The 16,385-nt window shown below is 60.4% G+C and carries 17 protein-coding genes; 8 read left to right on the forward strand and 9 right to left on the reverse strand.

Annotated features, from left to right (window positions below; genetic code table 11):
* Nucleotides 1-10: 10 nt before the first annotated feature.
* Nucleotides 11-1,024 carry a porphobilinogen synthase gene (hemB, locus tag AC3Y64_RS27015; RefSeq protein ID WP_489985825.1) on the reverse strand — a complete coding sequence of 338 codons (1,014 nt, stop codon included), beginning with the start codon at nucleotides 1,022-1,024 and terminating at the stop codon, nucleotides 11-13.
* A gap of 207 nt (nucleotides 1,025-1,231) precedes the next feature.
* Between hemB and AC3Y64_RS27020 the strand changes: the two genes are divergently transcribed.
* Complete coding sequence (locus AC3Y64_RS27020) at nucleotides 1,232-1,882, forward strand: DedA family protein (RefSeq protein ID WP_489985826.1); 651 nt, start codon at nucleotides 1,232-1,234, stop codon at nucleotides 1,880-1,882.
* Here the strand turns inward: AC3Y64_RS27020 and AC3Y64_RS27025 are convergent.
* Entirely contained in the window at nucleotides 1,863-3,098 is a 1,236-nt protein-coding gene (locus AC3Y64_RS27025) for a sterol desaturase family protein (protein ID WP_489985827.1), read from the reverse strand. The genes AC3Y64_RS27020 and AC3Y64_RS27025 overlap by 20 nt on opposite strands.
* A gap of 115 nt (nucleotides 3,099-3,213) precedes the next feature.
* Here AC3Y64_RS27025 and elbB point away from each other — a divergent pair, with 115 nt between their 5' ends.
* Nucleotides 3,214-3,882, forward strand: coding sequence for an isoprenoid biosynthesis glyoxalase ElbB (gene elbB / locus AC3Y64_RS27030; RefSeq protein WP_016985900.1), 669 nt, complete (start codon nucleotides 3,214-3,216; stop codon nucleotides 3,880-3,882).
* Nucleotides 3,883-4,035: 153 nt separating this feature from the next.
* Here the strand turns inward: elbB and AC3Y64_RS27035 are convergent, their stop codons facing one another.
* Nucleotides 4,036-4,491 carry a YaiI/YqxD family protein gene (locus tag AC3Y64_RS27035; protein ID WP_007911138.1) on the reverse strand — a complete coding sequence of 152 codons (456 nt, stop codon included), beginning with the start codon at nucleotides 4,489-4,491 and terminating at the stop codon, nucleotides 4,036-4,038.
* A gap of 109 nt (nucleotides 4,492-4,600) precedes the next feature.
* Nucleotides 4,601-6,496: an FTR1 family protein gene (locus tag AC3Y64_RS27040; RefSeq protein WP_489985828.1), complete on the reverse strand. Its 1,896-nt coding sequence runs from the start codon at nucleotides 6,494-6,496 to the stop codon at nucleotides 4,601-4,603.
* A 177-nt stretch (nucleotides 6,497-6,673) separates the two neighbouring features.
* Here AC3Y64_RS27040 and AC3Y64_RS27045 point away from each other — a divergent pair, with 177 nt between their 5' ends.
* The 4 genes from AC3Y64_RS27045 (at nucleotide 6,674) to AC3Y64_RS27060 (ending at nucleotide 9,917) form a co-directional block, all read left to right on the forward strand.
* Nucleotides 6,674-8,062 carry a COG3014 family protein gene (locus AC3Y64_RS27045; RefSeq protein ID WP_489988035.1) on the forward strand — a complete coding sequence of 463 codons (1,389 nt, stop codon included), beginning with the start codon at nucleotides 6,674-6,676 and terminating at the stop codon, nucleotides 8,060-8,062.
* Between the two features lie 104 nt (nucleotides 8,063-8,166).
* Entirely contained in the window at nucleotides 8,167-8,547 is a 381-nt protein-coding gene (locus AC3Y64_RS27050; RefSeq protein ID WP_489985829.1) for a YcfL family putative periplasmic lipoprotein, read from the forward strand.
* A gap of 35 nt (nucleotides 8,548-8,582) precedes the next feature.
* Nucleotides 8,583-9,170 (forward strand): penicillin-binding protein activator LpoB, encoded by a 588-nt coding sequence (gene lpoB, locus AC3Y64_RS27055; RefSeq protein WP_064389507.1) that lies wholly within the window; start codon nucleotides 8,583-8,585, stop codon nucleotides 9,168-9,170.
* 3 nt (nucleotides 9,171-9,173) lie between these two features.
* Nucleotides 9,174-9,917, forward strand: a complete 744-nt coding sequence (locus AC3Y64_RS27060) for a penicillin-binding protein activator LpoB (protein WP_489985830.1) — start codon at nucleotides 9,174-9,176, stop codon at nucleotides 9,915-9,917.
* 61 nt (nucleotides 9,918-9,978) lie between these two features.
* Here the strand turns inward: AC3Y64_RS27060 and rhtB are convergent, their stop codons facing one another.
* The 3 genes from rhtB to AC3Y64_RS27075 form a co-directional block, all read right to left on the reverse strand.
* Entirely contained in the window at nucleotides 9,979-10,611 is a 633-nt protein-coding gene (rhtB, locus tag AC3Y64_RS27065) for a homoserine/homoserine lactone efflux protein (RefSeq protein ID WP_053124937.1), read from the reverse strand.
* A gap of 81 nt (nucleotides 10,612-10,692) precedes the next feature.
* Nucleotides 10,693-11,274: a mechanosensitive ion channel family protein gene (locus AC3Y64_RS27070; protein ID WP_158961066.1), complete on the reverse strand. Its 582-nt coding sequence runs from the start codon at nucleotides 11,272-11,274 to the stop codon at nucleotides 10,693-10,695.
* A complete protein-coding gene (locus AC3Y64_RS27075; protein WP_489985831.1) occupies nucleotides 11,274-13,184 on the reverse strand; it encodes an ATP-binding cassette domain-containing protein in 1,911 nt (636 codons plus the stop codon). The genes AC3Y64_RS27070 and AC3Y64_RS27075 overlap by 1 nt, the downstream gene beginning before the upstream one ends.
* Before the next feature lie 50 nt (nucleotides 13,185-13,234).
* Here AC3Y64_RS27075 and AC3Y64_RS27080 point away from each other — a divergent pair, with 50 nt between their 5' ends.
* Complete coding sequence (locus AC3Y64_RS27080; protein WP_489985832.1) at nucleotides 13,235-13,696, forward strand: TIGR02444 family protein; 462 nt, start codon at nucleotides 13,235-13,237, stop codon at nucleotides 13,694-13,696.
* Here AC3Y64_RS27080 and AC3Y64_RS27085 read toward each other — a convergent pair.
* Entirely contained in the window at nucleotides 13,693-14,910 is a 1,218-nt protein-coding gene (locus tag AC3Y64_RS27085; protein WP_489985833.1) for an AlgP family protein, read from the reverse strand. The genes AC3Y64_RS27080 and AC3Y64_RS27085 overlap by 4 nt on opposite strands.
* 192 nt (nucleotides 14,911-15,102) lie before the next feature.
* Here AC3Y64_RS27085 and AC3Y64_RS27090 point away from each other — a divergent pair, with 192 nt between their 5' ends.
* Complete coding sequence (locus tag AC3Y64_RS27090) at nucleotides 15,103-15,768, forward strand: FKBP-type peptidyl-prolyl cis-trans isomerase (protein WP_489985834.1); 666 nt, start codon at nucleotides 15,103-15,105, stop codon at nucleotides 15,766-15,768.
* Nucleotides 15,769-15,827: 59 nt separating this feature from the next.
* On the opposite strand, the gene AC3Y64_RS27095 is transcribed toward AC3Y64_RS27090, so the two are convergent.
* The gene (locus AC3Y64_RS27095; RefSeq protein ID WP_016985889.1) at nucleotides 15,828-16,286 is read right to left on the reverse strand and encodes an Rsd/AlgQ family anti-sigma factor; all 459 of its coding nucleotides are present in this window, start codon (nucleotides 16,284-16,286) and stop codon (nucleotides 15,828-15,830) included.
* Nucleotides 16,287-16,385 lie beyond the last annotated feature (99 nt).

Genomic DNA, 16,385 nt, shown 5'->3' on the forward strand with positions numbered 1-16,385 from the left:
CCTGGGAGGGCTATTTCTGCTCTCGTAACAATTGAGCGGCACGAACGGCAAAGTAAGTCAGGATGCCATCTGCACCGGCACGTTTAAAGGCGGTCAGTGATTCAAGAATCACCGCTTCGCTCAACCAGCCATTCTGGATCGCTGCCATTTGCATGGCGTATTCGCCACTGACCTGATAGACGAAGGTCGGCACTTTGAAGGCATCTTTTACCCGGAAAAGAATATCCAGATACGGCATGCCGGGTTTGACCATGACCATGTCCGCGCCTTCAGACAAGTCCGCACCGACTTCGTGCAACGCTTCGTCGCTGTTGGCCGGGTCCATCTGATAAGAGGCTTTGTTCGCTTTGCCGAGGTTCGAGGCCGAACCTACCGCATCGCGGAACGGGCCGTAGTAGGCGCTGGCGTACTTGGCCGAGTAGGCCATGATCCGCACATTGACGTGGCCGGCGATTTCCAGCGCTTCACGGATCGCCTGAATGCGACCGTCCATCATGTCCGACGGCGCGACCACTTGGGCGCCGGCTTCGGCATGGGACAAGGCCTGGCGCACCAGTGCGTCGACGGTGATGTCGTTCTGCACGTAGCCTTCTTCGTCGAGGATGCCGTCCTGCCCGTGGGTGGTGAACGGATCAAGCGCCACGTCGGTGATCACGCCCAGTTCAGGAAAACGCTCACGCAGCGCGCGGGTAGCGCGCTGGGCAATGCCGTCGGGATTCCACGCTTCGGCAGCGTCGAGGGATTTCAATTCGGCAGGAGTGACCGGGAACAGCGCCAGCGCTGGAATCCCCAATTCGACCCATTTCGCCGCTTCTTCGAGCAGCAAATCGATGCTCAAGCGCTCTACGCCGGGCATCGAGGCCACAGCTTCGCGGCGGTTTTCACCGTCAAGCACGAACACTGGCAGGATCAGATCGTCGACCGTCAGCACATTTTCCCGCACCAGCCGACGCGAAAAATCATCACGGCGATTGCGGCGCAGGCGCGTTGCAGGGAACAAACGGTTGGCTTGGGTGAAGCTCACGGCAGACTCCTGAGCCCGCGCAAACGGGCGAGCGTGACAGTTATAGACGGCCATTATGACGAACAGATTACAGTTGTGTGAGGTCCGCGACATGTAGCCGCATTCCATTCTCAGTGTAGGAATTGTTCACGTCGAGACACATTTGGACACTTTCACGAATGTGTCCGAAGGGTTAGGCTGCGCGTTCATTTCGCCAGCACCCAGACAATGCTCCAACAATTTCTGCATGACTTTGGCTACTTTGCCTTGTTCCTCGGCACGTTCTTCGAAGGCGAAACCATTCTGGTGCTCGCGGGCTTCCTCGCGTTCCGTGGATACATGGACATCAATATTGTGGTGGTCGTGGCGTTCTGCGGCAGCTATGCCGGCGATCAGCTGTGGTACTTCCTCGGCCGCAAGCACGGGCGCAAGTTGCTGGCACGCAAACCGCGCTGGCAAATGATGGGCGACCGCGCGCTGGAGCACATTCGCAAGCATCCGGACATCTGGGTGCTGAGTTTCCGCTTCGTTTATGGCTTGCGCACGGTGATGCCGGTGGCGATCGGCCTGTCAGGCTATCCGCCGGGACGCTATCTGCTGCTGAATGGCATTGGCGCAGCGATCTGGGCCACCGCCCTGGCCGCCGCCGCTTATCACTTCGGCGCGGTACTGGAAGGCATGCTCGGCAGCATCAAGAAGTACGAGTTGTGGGTACTCGGTGCGTTGCTGGTGCTGGGCGTCGGCCTCTGGATCCGCCGCCGTTTCAAGAATGCCCGTCTGGCGAAACAGGTTTACGCCGACGAGCAAGCAGCAAAGGCCTTGCAGCTGCAGCAAGCCGAACAGGCAAAAGCCGCCGACCCTAAGACGCCAGCCGAGTAACGCGCTGGCGGCTCACATGCAGCCCGCCCACACTGAGCAGGCTGTACACGAGCAGGCCCGCCCACATCACCGGGCTGGCCGGCCATAGCCCGACCAGCGGCGCCAGCCACAGCAGCGGCACGTTCAACCCCAGCCGCAACAGCTCGACCTTCAGCGCCCACGGGCGATTCTCCAGGGCCACGCCCAACGCAAACACCCCAAACGCCACCGCGCCCCAGCCGAGTAATAACGCGGCCGTCGGCAGGCTGCGTTCCAGGTTCATCAGATAACTGCCCAGCGCTATGTAGACGCAAAACTGCACGGCCACATAGCCCTGCTGACGACGCGCGAGCGGCACGTCGAATTTACGAAACCGGGCCAGATCCGGCTTGCGCATCGGGTACTTCGCCGCGACGTCCGCCGGCCGCCAACCGGTGCGCATGAACCAGATCCGCAGCTTGTCCCACGGGCGTTCGGCCCGCCGCGCGTCGTCCCACAACTGCGCATAAAACTGCAGGTTGGCCCACAACGGATTCCAGCTCGCCAATGGCGTGGTCACGCCGAAAATCACCGGTTCGTTATCGTCCTCTTCCTGAAACGTGCCGAACAGCCGATCCCAAATAATGAACACCCCGCCGTAGTTGCGATCCATGTAGAGAGCGTTCTGTGCATGGTGAGCCCGATGATTGGACGGCGTGACGAAAAACCACTCGAACCAGCCAAGCTTGGGAATGTGTTTGGTGTGCACCCAGAATTGATACAGCAGGTTAAGCGCCGCGACGCTGACAAACACCAGCAACGGCACGCCGAGCACGGCCATCGGCAGGTAGAAAATCCAGCTGAGCAAAAACCCGGTGCTGGTCTGACGCAACGCGGTGGAGAGGTTGTACTCCTCGCTTTGGTGATGCACCGAATGCGCGGCCCAGAGGATATTGCGCTCATGGCCCAAGCGGTGCAGCCAGTAGTAGCAGAAGTCGTAGAGGACGAAGGCAAACACCCAGACCCAGACGCGGTCCGCCGGCAGTCTGAGCCATGCCAGATGTTCCAGAGCAAACGCGTACGTCAGCAGCCCGACACCTTTGGTCAGCAACCCAGTGGTGGTCGACAAAACGCCGGTGCTGATGCTGTTCACCGCGTCGGCGAGGCGATAGTTACTGACCCCGCGCCAACGGTCAGCAATCAGCTCCACGGCGATCAATACGAAGAAAAATGGCACCGCAAACAGAATGAAGTCCATGACGCGCCCTGACTCAAGTCTTGAAGACTGATCCTAGGTGTAGGCGCCCATTAACCCTATGGCAACGCGCGACAATTTAGTGGACATTTAGCGCCATGAATCTGGAGAGAAAACCATGAGCAAAAAAGTTGCAGTGATCCTGTCCGGCAGTGGTGTATACGACGGCGCCGAGATCCATGAGAGCGTGATCACCCTGTTGCGCCTCGACCAACGCGGCGCCCAAGTGCAGTGCTTCGCCCCGAACATCGCACAATTGCATGTGATCAACCACCTGACCGGCGAAGAAATGCCTGAGTCGCGCAACGTGCTGGTGGAATCGGCGCGCATTGCCCGTGGCAACATCAAGGACATCCGCGAGGCCGACGTCGACGACTTCGATGCCTTGATCGTGCCAGGCGGGTTTGGCGCGGCGAAGAACCTGTCCAACTTTGCCGTCGAAGGCGCTGGCTGCACGGTGCAACCCGAAGTACTGGCGCTGGCCGAGGCGTTTGCCGAAGCAGGCAAACCGGTGGGCCTGATGTGCATCTCGCCGGCATTGGCCGCGAAGATCTACGGCCCGGGCGTAACCTGCACCATTGGCAACGATGCCGACACCGCCACGGCGATGAACAAGATGGGCGCGACCCACGAAGATTGCGCGGTGACTGAAATCATCGAAGACAAGGCGCGCAAACTGGTGACGACCCCGGCTTACATGCTCGCGCAGAACATCAGCGAAGCGGCTTCCGGGATCAACAAACTGGTCGACCGCGTGCTTGAACTGACCCACGAAAACGACGCCTGACTCCCCATATGATCGTTCCCACGCTCTGCGTGGGAACGCCGCCATTGGCGCTCCGCGCCTGCCCACTTTGGCGTTACATTTGCGGTAAGACCGGAACGCAGAGCGTCCCAAGATGCATTCCCACGCGGAGCGTGGGAACGATCATCATAAGGCTCAGGGTTTGCGGGTCAGTCGGGTGAGAATCCGGTCCAGCGCATTGGCAAACGCCTGCTTCTCGCGATCGCCGAACGGCGCGGGTCCGCCGCTCATCTGGCCTTGTTCGCGCAGGTCGGTGAACAGATTGCGCACTGCCAGCCGCTCGCCCATGTTCTGCGCATCGAACTCCTTGCCGCGCGGATCCAGCGCCGCCACGCCCTTCTTCACCAGGCGATCGGCCAGCGGAATGTCGCTGCAAATCACCAGTTCACCCGGCACCGCGTGTTCGACGAGATAATCGTCCGCCGCATCCGGCCCGCTCGGCACCACGATCAGTTTGACGATGGCCAGTCCCGGTTTGATCTGCGGCTGCCCGGCCACCAGCACCACTTCGAACTGGCGCTTGAGCGCAAACTTCACCACCAGATCCTTCGCCGCCCTTGGGCAGGCGTCGGCATCGATCCATACACGCATCATCGTTTCCTCATCCAAAAAGCATCGCGGGCAAACCACGCTCCCACAGGTTAACGCTAAACCTGTGGGAGCGCGGCTTGCCCGCGATTATGAGCCCCAGCGAATGCTGTTAAGCGACGACCCGCCGCTTCTCAGCCACCCAACTGCGCCCATACAACACAACAATCGCCAGAATCGCCACGGCCTGCGCCGTCAACGAATACGCATCGGCGTGAATCCCCAGCCAGTCGAACTCAAAAAACGCCACTGGCCGTGTGCCGAAGATGCCGGCTTCCTGCAGCGCTTTCACGCCATGCCCGGCGAACACCACCGACAACGCGCACAGCAACGCCGCGTTGATGCTGAAGAACAGCGTCAGCGGCAGTTTCGCCGAGCCACGCAAGATGACCCACGCCAGACCGACCAACAGCACCAGCGCCGTCGCGCCACCGGCAAGCACCGCGTCATGCCCGGCCGGGCCGGCCTGCAGCCACAGGGTTTCGTAGAACAGGATCACCTCGAACAACTCGCGGTACACCGAGAAGAACGCGAGGATCGCAAACCCGAAACGCCCGCCACCGCCGACCAGGCTGCTCTTGATGTAATCCTGCCAGGCGGCCGCGTGACGGCGGTCGTGCATCCACACGCCGAGCCACAGCACCATCACACTGGCGAACAGCGCGGTCGCGCCCTCCAGCAACTCACGTTGCGAGCCGCTGACATCAATGACATACGCGGCCAACGCCCACGTACCGAGGCCGGCCAACAGTGCCAATCCCCAGCCGACGTTGACACTGCGCACCGCCGATTGCTGGCCGGTATTACGCAGGAAGGCGAGAATCGCCGCCAATACCAGAATCGCTTCCAGGCCTTCGCGCAGCAAAATCAACAGCCCGGAAATGTAGCTCAGCGACCAGCTCAGGCCATCGCTGCCGAGCAGGCCGGCGGACTCTTTCAGCTTGGCTTTGGCGGTTTCAAGACGCTGCTCGGCCTGCTCGACCGGCAAACCGTCCTGCAACGACTGCCGGTACGCCATCAACGACTTCTCAGTGTCCTTGCGCACGTTGGCATCGACGTTATCCAGCGAACTCTCGACCAGTTCGAAGCCTTCCAGATACGCCGCCACCGACAGGTCGTAGGCCTGATCGTGCTCACCGGCGCGGTAGGCAGCGAGGCTCTTGTCCAGCGTCGCAGCGGTGTAGTCGAGCAACTGCGCCGGGCCACGCTTGACCTGTGGTGGCTGGGCACGCTGCGCACGGAAGGTCGCGGCGGCTGGTACACCTTCGGCGGCCTGCACCTCGGCTGGGGTCTGGCGGGCCAGATCGGCGATGTTGTAAGTCTTCTCGGATTTGGCGGCCGCCGCATCGGCGCTGAACCCGGCGATATAAGTCGCCAGATCCCAACGCTGACGATCATCGAGCTGATCGGCGAACGCCGGCATGTCGGTGCCTTCAACCCCTTGGCCGAGGGTGTTGTAGATCGCATAAAGGCTCAGATGGTCCATCCGCGCAGCGTCACGCAGATTGGCCGGCGCCGGCGTCATGCCCAGACCAGCCGGGCCGTCACCGGCACCGCTATCGCCGTGGCACACCGAGCAGTTCTGCGCGTAAAGCGGCGCGCCACGGGTCGGATCCGGGGTGATGATCGGCGCTTGGCTGACCTCGTACGTCACCGCCAGTTGCGCGCCAAGTTGCCGCGCCTGACGGGCGACTTGCGCACCGTCCTGCTTCGCGGTGATGGCATCGTGCAAAGCACTGACGCCCTGTTCCAGCGCGGCCTTTTCAGGTTTGGCCGGCATGTCCGCGATCAAGTCTTGCAGCGCTTGGGTGAACTCCAGTTGTTCACGGTATTCGGCATCGTCGACGACTGTTCCAGCCGCGACCGTCGGCGGGTAATCCGCGCTGATGTAATCCAGCAGGTGCAGCGCTTGCGGAGCGCCCTCCACGGTATCGGCTAGCAGATTGAAGCTGCTGAGCGCGCACAGCGGGAACACCAGCCAGGCCAGAAATCGGGACGAGGCAGTCATGAACAGGTCTCAAATGGAAATGCGAAGTTACATATTGTTCACTTCGCAGGCGTTTCCCTCAAGCTTTGTCGGCATTCAACGCCAACAGGCATCGAGAAACAGCCAAGCACATTGCCACCACCGATCCTTATAATGCGCGACGTCAGCCCCTTTACGCCCAAGGAAGAAGCCACCGTCATGCGTCACTGCCTGCTGTTGACTGTGCTGTTAAGTCTCGTTGTGCAACTCAATGGATGTGCCGCCTACCGCAATTACGACCTGGAAATGCAGGAGACCAACGATCAACTGATGATGGGCAACATCGAGGGCGCGCTGTTCCTGATCGAGCAGAACAACCCGTGGGAATCCAAGGATCTGCTCTATTACTTCGAAAAAGGCGCCGTCCTCAGCCTCGGCAATGCGCTGCCTGACAGTCAGATCGCCTGGCGCAGTGCCGACCAGATGATTGTCCAGCGCGAAGACACCGTGCCTTCCGCGCCCATGAAGTTCATCAATCGCTTCAATCGCGAAATGGGCGTCATGTTCGTCAATGACAAACTGCAGCGCTACGACGGTTATGACTACGAAAAGGTCATGCTCACCACGCAAATGGCCCTCAACCAATTGTCCGTCGACGACTTCGAAGGCGCCCGCACCGATATCAAGAAAACCCACGAGCGCGAAGCGTTGATCGCCCGCGAGCGCGAGCGCCAGTACGAAGCAGTCGAAGAACAGGCCAAGGCGCAAGGCATCAAGGTGCATTACAAGGATCTGCGCGGCTACCCCGTGGCCACCCTTGACGCGCCTTCGGTCATCGAACTGAAGAACGGTTATCAGAGTGCGTTCAGCCATTACCTTGCCGGGTTTGCTTATGAGGCACTGGGCGAGCGCGGTCTGGCTGCACCGGGTTATCGGCAGGCCATCGAACTGCGACCCAATGTGCCTTTTCTTGAACAGGCGTTGCGCGATCTCGACAAGCCGCCGGCGAAGGCTGATGAGAGCGACGTGTTGATCGTGGTGCAAAGCGGCCTGGCCCCCGCCCGCGCGTCGGTCAAGGTTTTGATTCCGATTCAGCTCAATGAAAGCCTGGTTATTGATGCGCCGATTTCCTTTCCAGTGATGGTGCCGGATGCCGTCACGCCGGTCTTCGACTCCATCAAGATCGATGGGCGCAAACGCCCCTTGAGCGCCATCAACAGCGTCACAGACATGGCCACACGCACCTTGCGCGACGACATGCCCGAGATCATTGAGTCGGCGAGGTTCCGCGCCAACATGGCGGCCATCGGCCAAGCCAATTACAACGCGCAAAACCCCGACAAGGCCTCACTGGTCGTGACGGCAAAAGATCCCTTCGAAGAGGCTGACACCCGCACCTGGCGCACTCTGCCCGACAAAACCCTGGTAGCGCGACTGCGCCTGAAAAAAGGCAATCACACCATCACCGTGCCCAATGCCGATGGTGCGCTGACCGTACGCATTGGTCGGGATCACCAGGTCATCAATCTGCGGGCATTCGGCAAATGGGCCTATGTCATTGGCACCGCTTACGTGGCGCCGCCAGCAACGCCAATGAGCTTGAAATAGACAGGCGCTGGCGCTTGAAGAAAACCGGCCAGACCGTCAATCTGCCGAGCATCGGCGTGCGCCCTGTGGCCCGCCTCGGAAAATCTGAAGAATGGAGTCTTTGCATGTGTTTCAAACTCATCGCCGTTGCCGCCCTCGCCCTGTTGGCCAGCGGCTGCGCAACGCCGCCACCGCCTCCGCCAGCACCGGGCAGCGCCGCGAGCAAAGTCGTGGCCATGGGTGAGCTGAAGAACATTGCGGTCGGCAACATGCGCGTGGCCCGGGAAAACGGCTTCATGACCGTTGGCGTGCAATTGAGCAACACCGACAAGCGCAACAAGACCTTCTATTACCGTTTCGCCTGGCTCGGCGCCGAAGGTTTTCCAGTCGCCGACGATGAAGTCTGGAAACCCCAATTGATCTACGGCGGACAGAACAGCTTCCTCCAGAGCATCGCACCCACTCCGAAGGCAGTGGACTTCCGTCTGGAACTGCAGACGCCTTGAACCCGACACCCCATTTCGTTCCAGAGAGCATTGCCATGTTTGCACGCGTCTCCTGCCTCGCCGTTTTCGCCTTGCTGGTCTCCGGTTGTGTCGACAACTCGCCAACCCTGGGCAGCAGCAACATCAGTTACGGCGACCCCAGAGCGGTTGAAACCGTCACCAACGAATTTGGCTCCACCGACCTGCAGATGATCGCCGAGTCGATGACCCGTTCGCTGGCCCAGTCCGGGGTGCTGCAAGGACGCCCGGTGGTGCAGGTCTATGACGTGATGAACAAGACCAGCGAGTACATCGATACCCGCGAAATCACCACCAGCATCAAGACCCAGTTGATGAAATCCGGCGTGGCCCGCTTCGCCAGCGACAACACCGCGATGCAGAGCCAGATCGATCAGCTCAAGCTGCAAAACCAGAGCGGCCTGTACAAGAAGAGCACCGTGGCCAAGACTGGCAACATGATCGCCGCGAAATACCGACTTGAAGGTTCGATCAGCTCGATCGTCAAGCGCAGCAGCGATTACAAGGACGTCTTCTACAAATTCAGCCTGCAACTGATCGATGTCGAAAGCGGTCTGGCCGAATGGATGGACGAAAAAGAAATCCGCAAAACCACGGAGCGTTGATCGATGCGCACATGGATTGGCCTGTTGACCCTGGCTTGCGCGTTCAGCGTGCAGGCGGCCCCGAAAGTTGCCGTTGCCGACCTGGCGTACGAAGAACGTGTGGAGCAATACATTCACACCATTTCGGCGCAGAGCAATCACCAGGAGAGTTATTACGGCGCCAGCGGCTCGTCGAGCTATGAGGAATACGAAACGCCCAACAGCTACATCCAGCAGACCGAGCTGCGCCGGTTCACCGGTGACATCAAGGGCGAAATCCTCCGCACGGGTATGTTTCAGCTGATTCAAGGCAAACCGTATACCGCGTCGTCCAAGGGCGATGTCTACGACGTGATCAAGCGGATCAAGGCCGGCAGCTACAAGGGCGCCGACTATGTGCTGTTCGGCACGGTGTCCGACATCGACTTCACTCAGGACATGAACGAGCTGGCGAACACCGACAGCTACTCGGCGGTGCTGGCCCTGACCCTGGTCGCGGATTTCAGCCTGATCAACACCAAGACTTACGAAATCATCTCGGCCTTCACTGCCATGGGCGAAGCACAGGACACCAAACTGGTGAACAGCCGGGACATCCATGTGTCGCTGAACCGTCCACGGGTGGTCCGTGACGTGTCCAAGGCCCTGGGTGAGGATGTCGCCGGGCAATTGAGCCAGCAGCTCGGCGGCGGCATTTACGAGCCATCCCGCGAGCCGGTTCAGCGCAACAGTCTGCCAGCAGATACGCCGCCGGTGATTCTGCGCTGAGTAAATCGCAGGTAATAAAAAAGGCGACCCACCGAGGTCGCCTTTTTTGTGTCTGCGCGATTTACGCGGCGGCTTTGCGCAACGTCGCCATAAACGCCGCCGCGCCGATGAACAGCCCGGCAAACGTGCGGTTCATGCGTTTCTGCTGCTGCGGTGTGCGCAACAGACGCAACACCTTCGAGGCCAGACCGGTGTAACCGGCCATGACAATCAGGTCGACGCAGACCATGGTCACGCCGATCACCACGTACTGAATCAGCAGCGGCGCATGCGGGTTGATGAACTGCGGCAGCACCGCAAGCATGAACACCAACGCCTTGGGGTTGCTGATGTTGACCAGAAAACCCCGGAACACCAGCGCCAGCGGCTTGCCGATCGGCCGTACCGCTGCGTCATCGCTCATGTCCATGGGCTGCGCACGCCATTGCTTGATGGCCAGATACACCAGGTAAGCGACACCGAACCATTTGATCGCGTGGAAGGCCGTGGCCGAAGCGGTGAGGATCGCGCCAACACCGGCGCCGACAATGGCGATCTGCACGGCCAGACCGATTTGCAGGCCGAGGGCGTTCCAGTAACCGCGCCAGAAACCGTATTGCAGACCGCTGGACATCGACGCAATGGCGCCAGCACCGGGGGAAAGGCTGATCACCCAGCAGGCCGCAAAAAACGCCAGCCATGTTTGAAGCTCCATCGCACACCTCGACTCATGCTGTAACAAGGCGTCAAAGCTAATGCTGTTTGGGGCCAAAAGCAAAAGATCGTGCTTGGAGATTTACTTCTCAAATCCGCTGGAAGGAAACACATCCGTCCCACGCCAACGTCTCACCGAACGCTGGAAGAACAGACTATTGGGCACCTGCACCATCGCGCTGCCAGTCCCGAGTTCTTCAGCCTCGATCAACGTGGTATAGAGCAGATTGATCGCCACCACCCGGCCTTTGACGCCCGGCTTGTCAGTGGTGTCCACCAGCTCAACGATATCGCCCAGGCGAAACGGCCCGACGGTGAAGATCAAAATCGCGCAGAGCAGGTTCGACAGCACACTCCACATCGCGAAGAACGCGACCGCCGCCACCGCGACGAAACCCGACAACGCAGTCCACAACACCGTAGCCGAAACGCCGAGGCGTTCCAGCACGAAGATCAGCGCGCTGCCCATGATCAGCCAGCGCAACACGCCGCGCAGCGGCATCAGCAACTGCGGCGGGAACGGATAGCGCTCGCCCAGACGGGTCAGGCCTTTGGCGACGAAGCGCTGGGCGAGATAACCGGCGAGCAGGATCAGCAGAATCTGCACGGTAAACCAGATCGGCTCGACCCATACCGCCGGCAGCGGCAGCTTGAACGCTTCCATCAGGACAGCGCCTCCAGCTCCGCCTGCATGCTTTCCAGCACCTCAAGGGCTTCCATCCACGCTTCTTCGAGCTCGCCTTCGCGAACCTTCAGCTTGGCTTGTTCGGCCAGCAGATCACGCAACTCGTTCTTGCGCGCCGGCTCGTAGATTTCGCTGTCGCCGAGGCTGGCATCGACCTTGGCGAGCTTCTCGTGGAGCTTGCCCAGTTCGGCTTCGAGCTTGTCGGCTTCGCGCTTGTGCGGAGCCAGTTGCTGACGCAAGGCAGCGGCAGCCTGACGCTGAGCTTTCTTGTCGGTCTTGTCCGGGTTGACCGGAGTGTTGCTGACCGGCGCGTTGCGCTGACGGTATTCCACCAGCCAGCGCGCATAGTCTTCGAGGTCGCCATCGAACTCTTCGACCTTGCCGTCAGCGACCAGGTAGAAGTTATCGGTGGTGCTCTTGAGCAAGTGCCGATCGTGAGACACCACCAACACCGCGCCGCTGAATTCCTGCAACGCCATGGTCAGCGCCAGGCGCATTTCCAGGTCGAGGTGGTTGGTCGGTTCGTCGAGCAGCAGCAGGTTCGGCCGCTCCCAGGCGATCAGCGCCAAGGCCAGACGGGCCTTTTCGCCACCGGAGAAATTCAGCACCGGTTCGTCGATGCGCGCGCCACGGAAGTCGAAACCGCCGAGGAAATCGCGCAGGGTCTGCTCGCGTTCGGTCGGGGCCAGACGCTGCAAGTGCAGCAACGGGCTGGCCTTGGCGTCCAGCGAGTCGAGCTGATGCTGAGCGAAATAACCGACCACGGTGTTCTCGCCACGGGTCAGGCGCCCGCCCAGCGGTGACAGCTCGCCGGCAAGGTTCTTGATCAGGGTCGACTTACCCGCGCCGTTCGGGCCGAGCAGGCCGATCCGCGCACCTGGGGTCAGTTGCAGCTTGACCTTCTCCAGGATGGTTTTGTCGCCGTAACCCAAACGCGCATCGGACAGGTCGATCAGCGGGCTGGAGATCTTGGTCGACTCGCGGAAGACAAAGTCGAACGGCGAATCGACGTGGGCTGCCGACAGCTCTTCCATCCGCTCCAGGGCCTTGATCCGGCTCTGCGCCTGACGGGCCTTGGTCGCTTGCGCCTTGAAGCGGGCGATGTAGCTTTCCATGTGCGCACGTTGCGCCTGCTGCTTCTCGTAGGCCTGTTGCTGCTGGGCCAGACGCTCGGCGCGGGCGCGTTCGAACGCGGTATAGCCGCCGCGATACAGGGTGATCTTGCGCTGATCGACATGCGCGACGTGGTCGACGACTTCGTCGAGGAAGTCGCGGTCGTGGGAAATCAGCAGCAAGGTGCCCGGGTAGCTTTTCAGCCACTCTTCGAGCCAGATGATCGCGTCGAGGTCCAAGTGGTTGGTCGGTTCGTCGAGCAACAACAAGTCCGACGGGCACATCAGCGCTTGCGCCAGGTTCAGACGCATCCGCCAGCCACCGGAGAAATCCCCGACCTGACGATCCATCTGTTCGTTGGTGAAACCCAGACCGGCGAGCAACTTGCGCGCTCGCGCGTCAGCCGTGTAACCGTCGGCGCTGTCGAGTTCGGAATGCAGGCGCGCCTGAGCGGCACCGTCATGCGCCGCTTCGGCGGCGGCGAGGTCACGTTGCACCTCGCGTAGACGCAGGTCGCCATCGAGCACATAGTCGACGGCAAGGCGCTCGAGCGTCTCGATTTCCTGGCGCATGTGGGCGATGCGCCAGTCAGCCGGCAAGTAGCAATCACCCGAATCGGGGTGCAGCTCACCCCGAATCAAGGCGAACAGGCTCGATTTGCCGGCGCCGTTGGCACCGATGAGGCCGGCTTTGTGGCCGGCGTGCAGGGTCAGCTCGGCGTCTTCTAGCAGACGTTGCGGGCCACGCTGTAAAGTCAGGTTCTGAAGTCGGATCATAATGGCGGCGGAGTCTACCAGCTTCGCTCACAACTGGCGCGAGTAGCACGATGTCCTCTGACCTGTGGAGCTTTTCCCTTGCCACCTACGCCCGACCGGGTGTGGAAGACGCCTGCCTGCAATTGCAGACGGCGGGCGCGAACGTGTGCCTGCTGCTCTGCGGTTTATGGCTGGAGCAACGCGGTGTGACCTGTGACGAACAGCGTGTAAAACAGCTTCAGGAGATGACCGCACCGTGGGATATCGACGTGGTACAGCCGCTGCGATCATTGCGCATGCAATGGAAGGCGCGGGCAGTCGATGATGCGGTTTTGAAAGGGATGCGCGAGCAGCTCAAATCACTCGAGCTGGAAGCTGAACGAGCGTTGCTGTCACGGCTTGAAGGCGTGGCGCAGGAATGGACGCGAAACGACGCAGGCTCGAAGACCTGGCTGGAAGGATTGGCCGGCACAGCGGCCAACCCGAACCACGACGCGCTGCAAGTGCTGCGCGTCGCGGCAACCGGCACTTAGGAAGCGCTGGTTGGGTTGTTGCTGACGCTCGACGCAGCGGCTGGCGATGGCGCAGTCGAAGGGGCCGAGGTAGTGGTGGCGGTTGCCGGTGCTGCAGGTGCGGCCGAAGGCGCTGGTGCGGCAGGCTTGGCGGCTGGCGCAGTAGCCGGTTTGGCGGCAGCTGGTTTGGCAGCGGCTGGCTTTTTCACGGCTGGTTTTGCGGCAGGTTTTGCAGCCGGCTTGGTCGCTGGTTTTGCAGCAGCAGGCTTGGCAGCGGCGGTCGCTGGTTTTGCAGCGGCGGCTGGCTTGGCAACCGGTTTGGCAGTAGTTTTTGCCGCTGGCTTGGCAGCAGGTTTAGCGGCTGTTTTGGCAGCTGGTTTGGCGGCAGCCAACTTGGCGGCTGGCTTGGCAGCAGCAGTTTTGGCAGCAGGTTTTGCCGCAGTTTTGGCAGCGGGTTTCGCGGCCGGTTTAGCGGCTGCGGTTTTCGCTGGAGCAGCTTTGGCAGCGGCTGGTTTTGCAGCGGTTTTGGCAGCTGGTTTAGCCGCTGCTTTTGCAGCCGGCTTGGCAGCAGCAGTGCGGGTTGCTGGCTTGGCGGCAGCTGATTTTGCAGCGGTGGTTTTAGCGGCTGGCTTTGCAGCGCTGGCGGCAGCTGGTTTTTTCGCTGCAGGTTTTGCTGCAGGTTTTGCAGCGGTTTTCGCAGCCGGTTTGGCAGCCGCTTTCACCGGTGCTTTTGCAGCAGGCTTGGCAGTGGTTTTTGCAGCAGGCTTGGCCGCTGCAGTTTTCGCCGCAGGTTTCGCAGCTGCTTTCTTCGCTGGTGCTGCAGCTGGTTTGGCCGAGCGAGTCGACAACACTTTGCCCACGGCTTCTTGAACGCGACCCACACCCTGGGCCAGTTTCAGGCTTTCCTGAGCGTCGCGCTTGAGTTGCAGAATGTAGCTGCGCGTATCGGACTGACGATCCTTCAACGCATCGAGCAGGTCTTCGAGTTCTTTCACTGCGCCTTTGGCTTTGGTCTGTGCCTTGGCTTTACCGGCAGCAGCTGCGTCCTGCAATTTGGTGCGGGATTTGTGCAGTTTTTCCTGCGCCTTGCCGCGTTGCTTTTCCAGTTTGGCGAGCAGTTTTTCAGCATCAGCCAAGGCTTGCGAGCAAGCGTTTTCCAAATGCTCGAGCAGGCTGCCCGAGAGTTGTTGGAGTAAGTGCAACGGAGTATTTACAGGCTTCTTGGTGGCCGACATGGTTTACCTCCTGGCTGACGTGAGTGCGGCTCATACTAGACCTCTGCAGTTACCGCCGCTAGGTCATCTTGACAGTATCGATTACGTTGCGTTGCACCGAACCGAAAATGTTCTGCGCGAAGGCAAAAGCAGTTCACCGTTGCTGACGTTCGCGCTGGCATAATCCCCCGCATCTCAGGACGGAGAGTGCCCATGTCGCGCTACCTTTTTTTATCCCTCTGCATGGTTTTTTCGGTAGCCCACGCCGACGAAAAAACCACCGCGAATGACGCTCATGATCTGGCCTACAGCCTCGGTGCAAGCCTGGGCGAACGACTGCGCCAAGAAGTCCCGCAACTGCAGATTCAGGCATTGGTCGAAGGCTTGCAGCAAGCCTATCAAGGCAAGCCGCTGGCGCTGAGCGAAGCCCGTATCGAACAGATCCTCGCTGATCATGAGTCGCAGAATGCCGAGCACTCTTCGCAACCCTCGAGCGACGCCGCGATGGAAAACGAGCAGCGTTTTCTCACCGTCGAAAAAGCCAAACCGGGCGTGAAGGAATTGGCCGACGGCATTCTGCTGACCGAGTTGGCACCGGGCACCGGCGCCAAGGCCGGCCCGGATGGAAAAGTGCAGGTGTTGTATGTCGGTCGCTTGCCGGACGGCACGGTGTTCGACCAGAACACTCAGCCGCAATGGTTCAACCTCGACAGCGTGATCGCAGGTTGGCGCACGGCGTTGCAGAACATGCCGGTGGGGGCGAAATGGCGACTGGTGATTCCATCTGACCAAGCCTATGGCGCCGACGGTGCCGGCGACTTGATCGCGCCGTTTACGCCGCTGGTGTTCGAAGTCGAGTTACGCGGCGCGACCAGTTGATCAGGCAATAAAAAACGGTGCGCTTTGGGCGCACCGTTTTTGTGTTCTGAGGAAGTGGTTCAGGCCTGAACCGGGTCTTCTTCCTTGTGTGCCGTATGCAGCACTTCAATCAGGCAATCTTCGAGCTCGAAGCGCTCGTGCAGCAGGCCGCCAAGCTCTTTGAATTTCTCGGCAACGCATTTGCCTTCATCGCACAGGTCGTTGAACGCGAGCAGTTTCTCGGTAATGACGTCGATGCGCGGATAGATCGTCTCGGCGAGTTCCAGACCACGCTTGTCGTTGAACGCCTTGGCTTCACCGGTCAGCTGTTCGTAGATCTCGAAATGCCCGGCCGACACATAATCGACCAGCACACCGCAGAACTCCTGCAAGGGCTTGCGGCTCTCGGAGAGCGATTCCGGCTGCGCACCAAGTTTGTCGTAGGCGCCGATCAGTTCTTCACGCTCCTGCAACCAGCGGTCGATCAGCAGATGAACTCCACCCCAACGTTCCTGAGCATTCTGACAACTTTCGAGCATGGCGATCTCTCTTCCCTTGTGGGTCATGCTGCTCTACACCCGCGCCCCTCTTTTGATTTTGACTTGGGGGACGGCCGGGCAGAGCGTCATCGAGCAACA

This window comes from Pseudomonas sp. 4CAES_32.4 (genome assembly GCF_058136335.1).

Bases quoted from the DNA above. Each gene is read 5' to 3' on its own strand.
- AC3Y64_RS27020 (WP_489985826.1), top strand. From the start codon at position 1,232: ATGCTCCAACAATTTCTGCATGACTTTGGCTACTTTGCCTTGTTCCTC.
- AC3Y64_RS27025 (WP_489985827.1), bottom strand. From the start codon at position 3,098: ATGGACTTCATTCTGTTTGCGGTGCCATTTTTCTTCGTATTGATCGCC.
- elbB (WP_016985900.1), top strand. From the start codon at position 3,214: ATGAGCAAAAAAGTTGCAGTGATCCTGTCCGGCAGTGGTGTATACGAC.
- AC3Y64_RS27035 (WP_007911138.1), bottom strand. From the start codon at position 4,491: ATGCGTGTATGGATCGATGCCGACGCCTGCCCAAGGGCGGCGAAGGAT.
- AC3Y64_RS27040 (WP_489985828.1), bottom strand. From the start codon at position 6,496: ATGACTGCCTCGTCCCGATTTCTGGCCTGGCTGGTGTTCCCGCTGTGC.
- AC3Y64_RS27045 (WP_489988035.1), top strand. From the start codon at position 6,674: ATGCGTCACTGCCTGCTGTTGACTGTGCTGTTAAGTCTCGTTGTGCAA.
- AC3Y64_RS27050 (WP_489985829.1), top strand. From the start codon at position 8,167: ATGTGTTTCAAACTCATCGCCGTTGCCGCCCTCGCCCTGTTGGCCAGC.
- lpoB (WP_064389507.1), top strand. From the start codon at position 8,583: ATGTTTGCACGCGTCTCCTGCCTCGCCGTTTTCGCCTTGCTGGTCTCC.
- AC3Y64_RS27060 (WP_489985830.1), top strand. From the start codon at position 9,174: ATGCGCACATGGATTGGCCTGTTGACCCTGGCTTGCGCGTTCAGCGTG.
- rhtB (WP_053124937.1), bottom strand. From the start codon at position 10,611: ATGGAGCTTCAAACATGGCTGGCGTTTTTTGCGGCCTGCTGGGTGATC.
- AC3Y64_RS27070 (WP_158961066.1), bottom strand. From the start codon at position 11,274: ATGGAAGCGTTCAAGCTGCCGCTGCCGGCGGTATGGGTCGAGCCGATC.
- AC3Y64_RS27075 (WP_489985831.1), bottom strand. From the start codon at position 13,184: ATGATCCGACTTCAGAACCTGACTTTACAGCGTGGCCCGCAACGTCTG.
- AC3Y64_RS27080 (WP_489985832.1), top strand. From the start codon at position 13,235: ATGTCCTCTGACCTGTGGAGCTTTTCCCTTGCCACCTACGCCCGACCG.
- AC3Y64_RS27085 (WP_489985833.1), bottom strand. From the start codon at position 14,910: ATGTCGGCCACCAAGAAGCCTGTAAATACTCCGTTGCACTTACTCCAA.
- AC3Y64_RS27090 (WP_489985834.1), top strand. From the start codon at position 15,103: ATGTCGCGCTACCTTTTTTTATCCCTCTGCATGGTTTTTTCGGTAGCC.
- AC3Y64_RS27095 (WP_016985889.1), bottom strand. From the start codon at position 16,286: ATGCTCGAAAGTTGTCAGAATGCTCAGGAACGTTGGGGTGGAGTTCAT.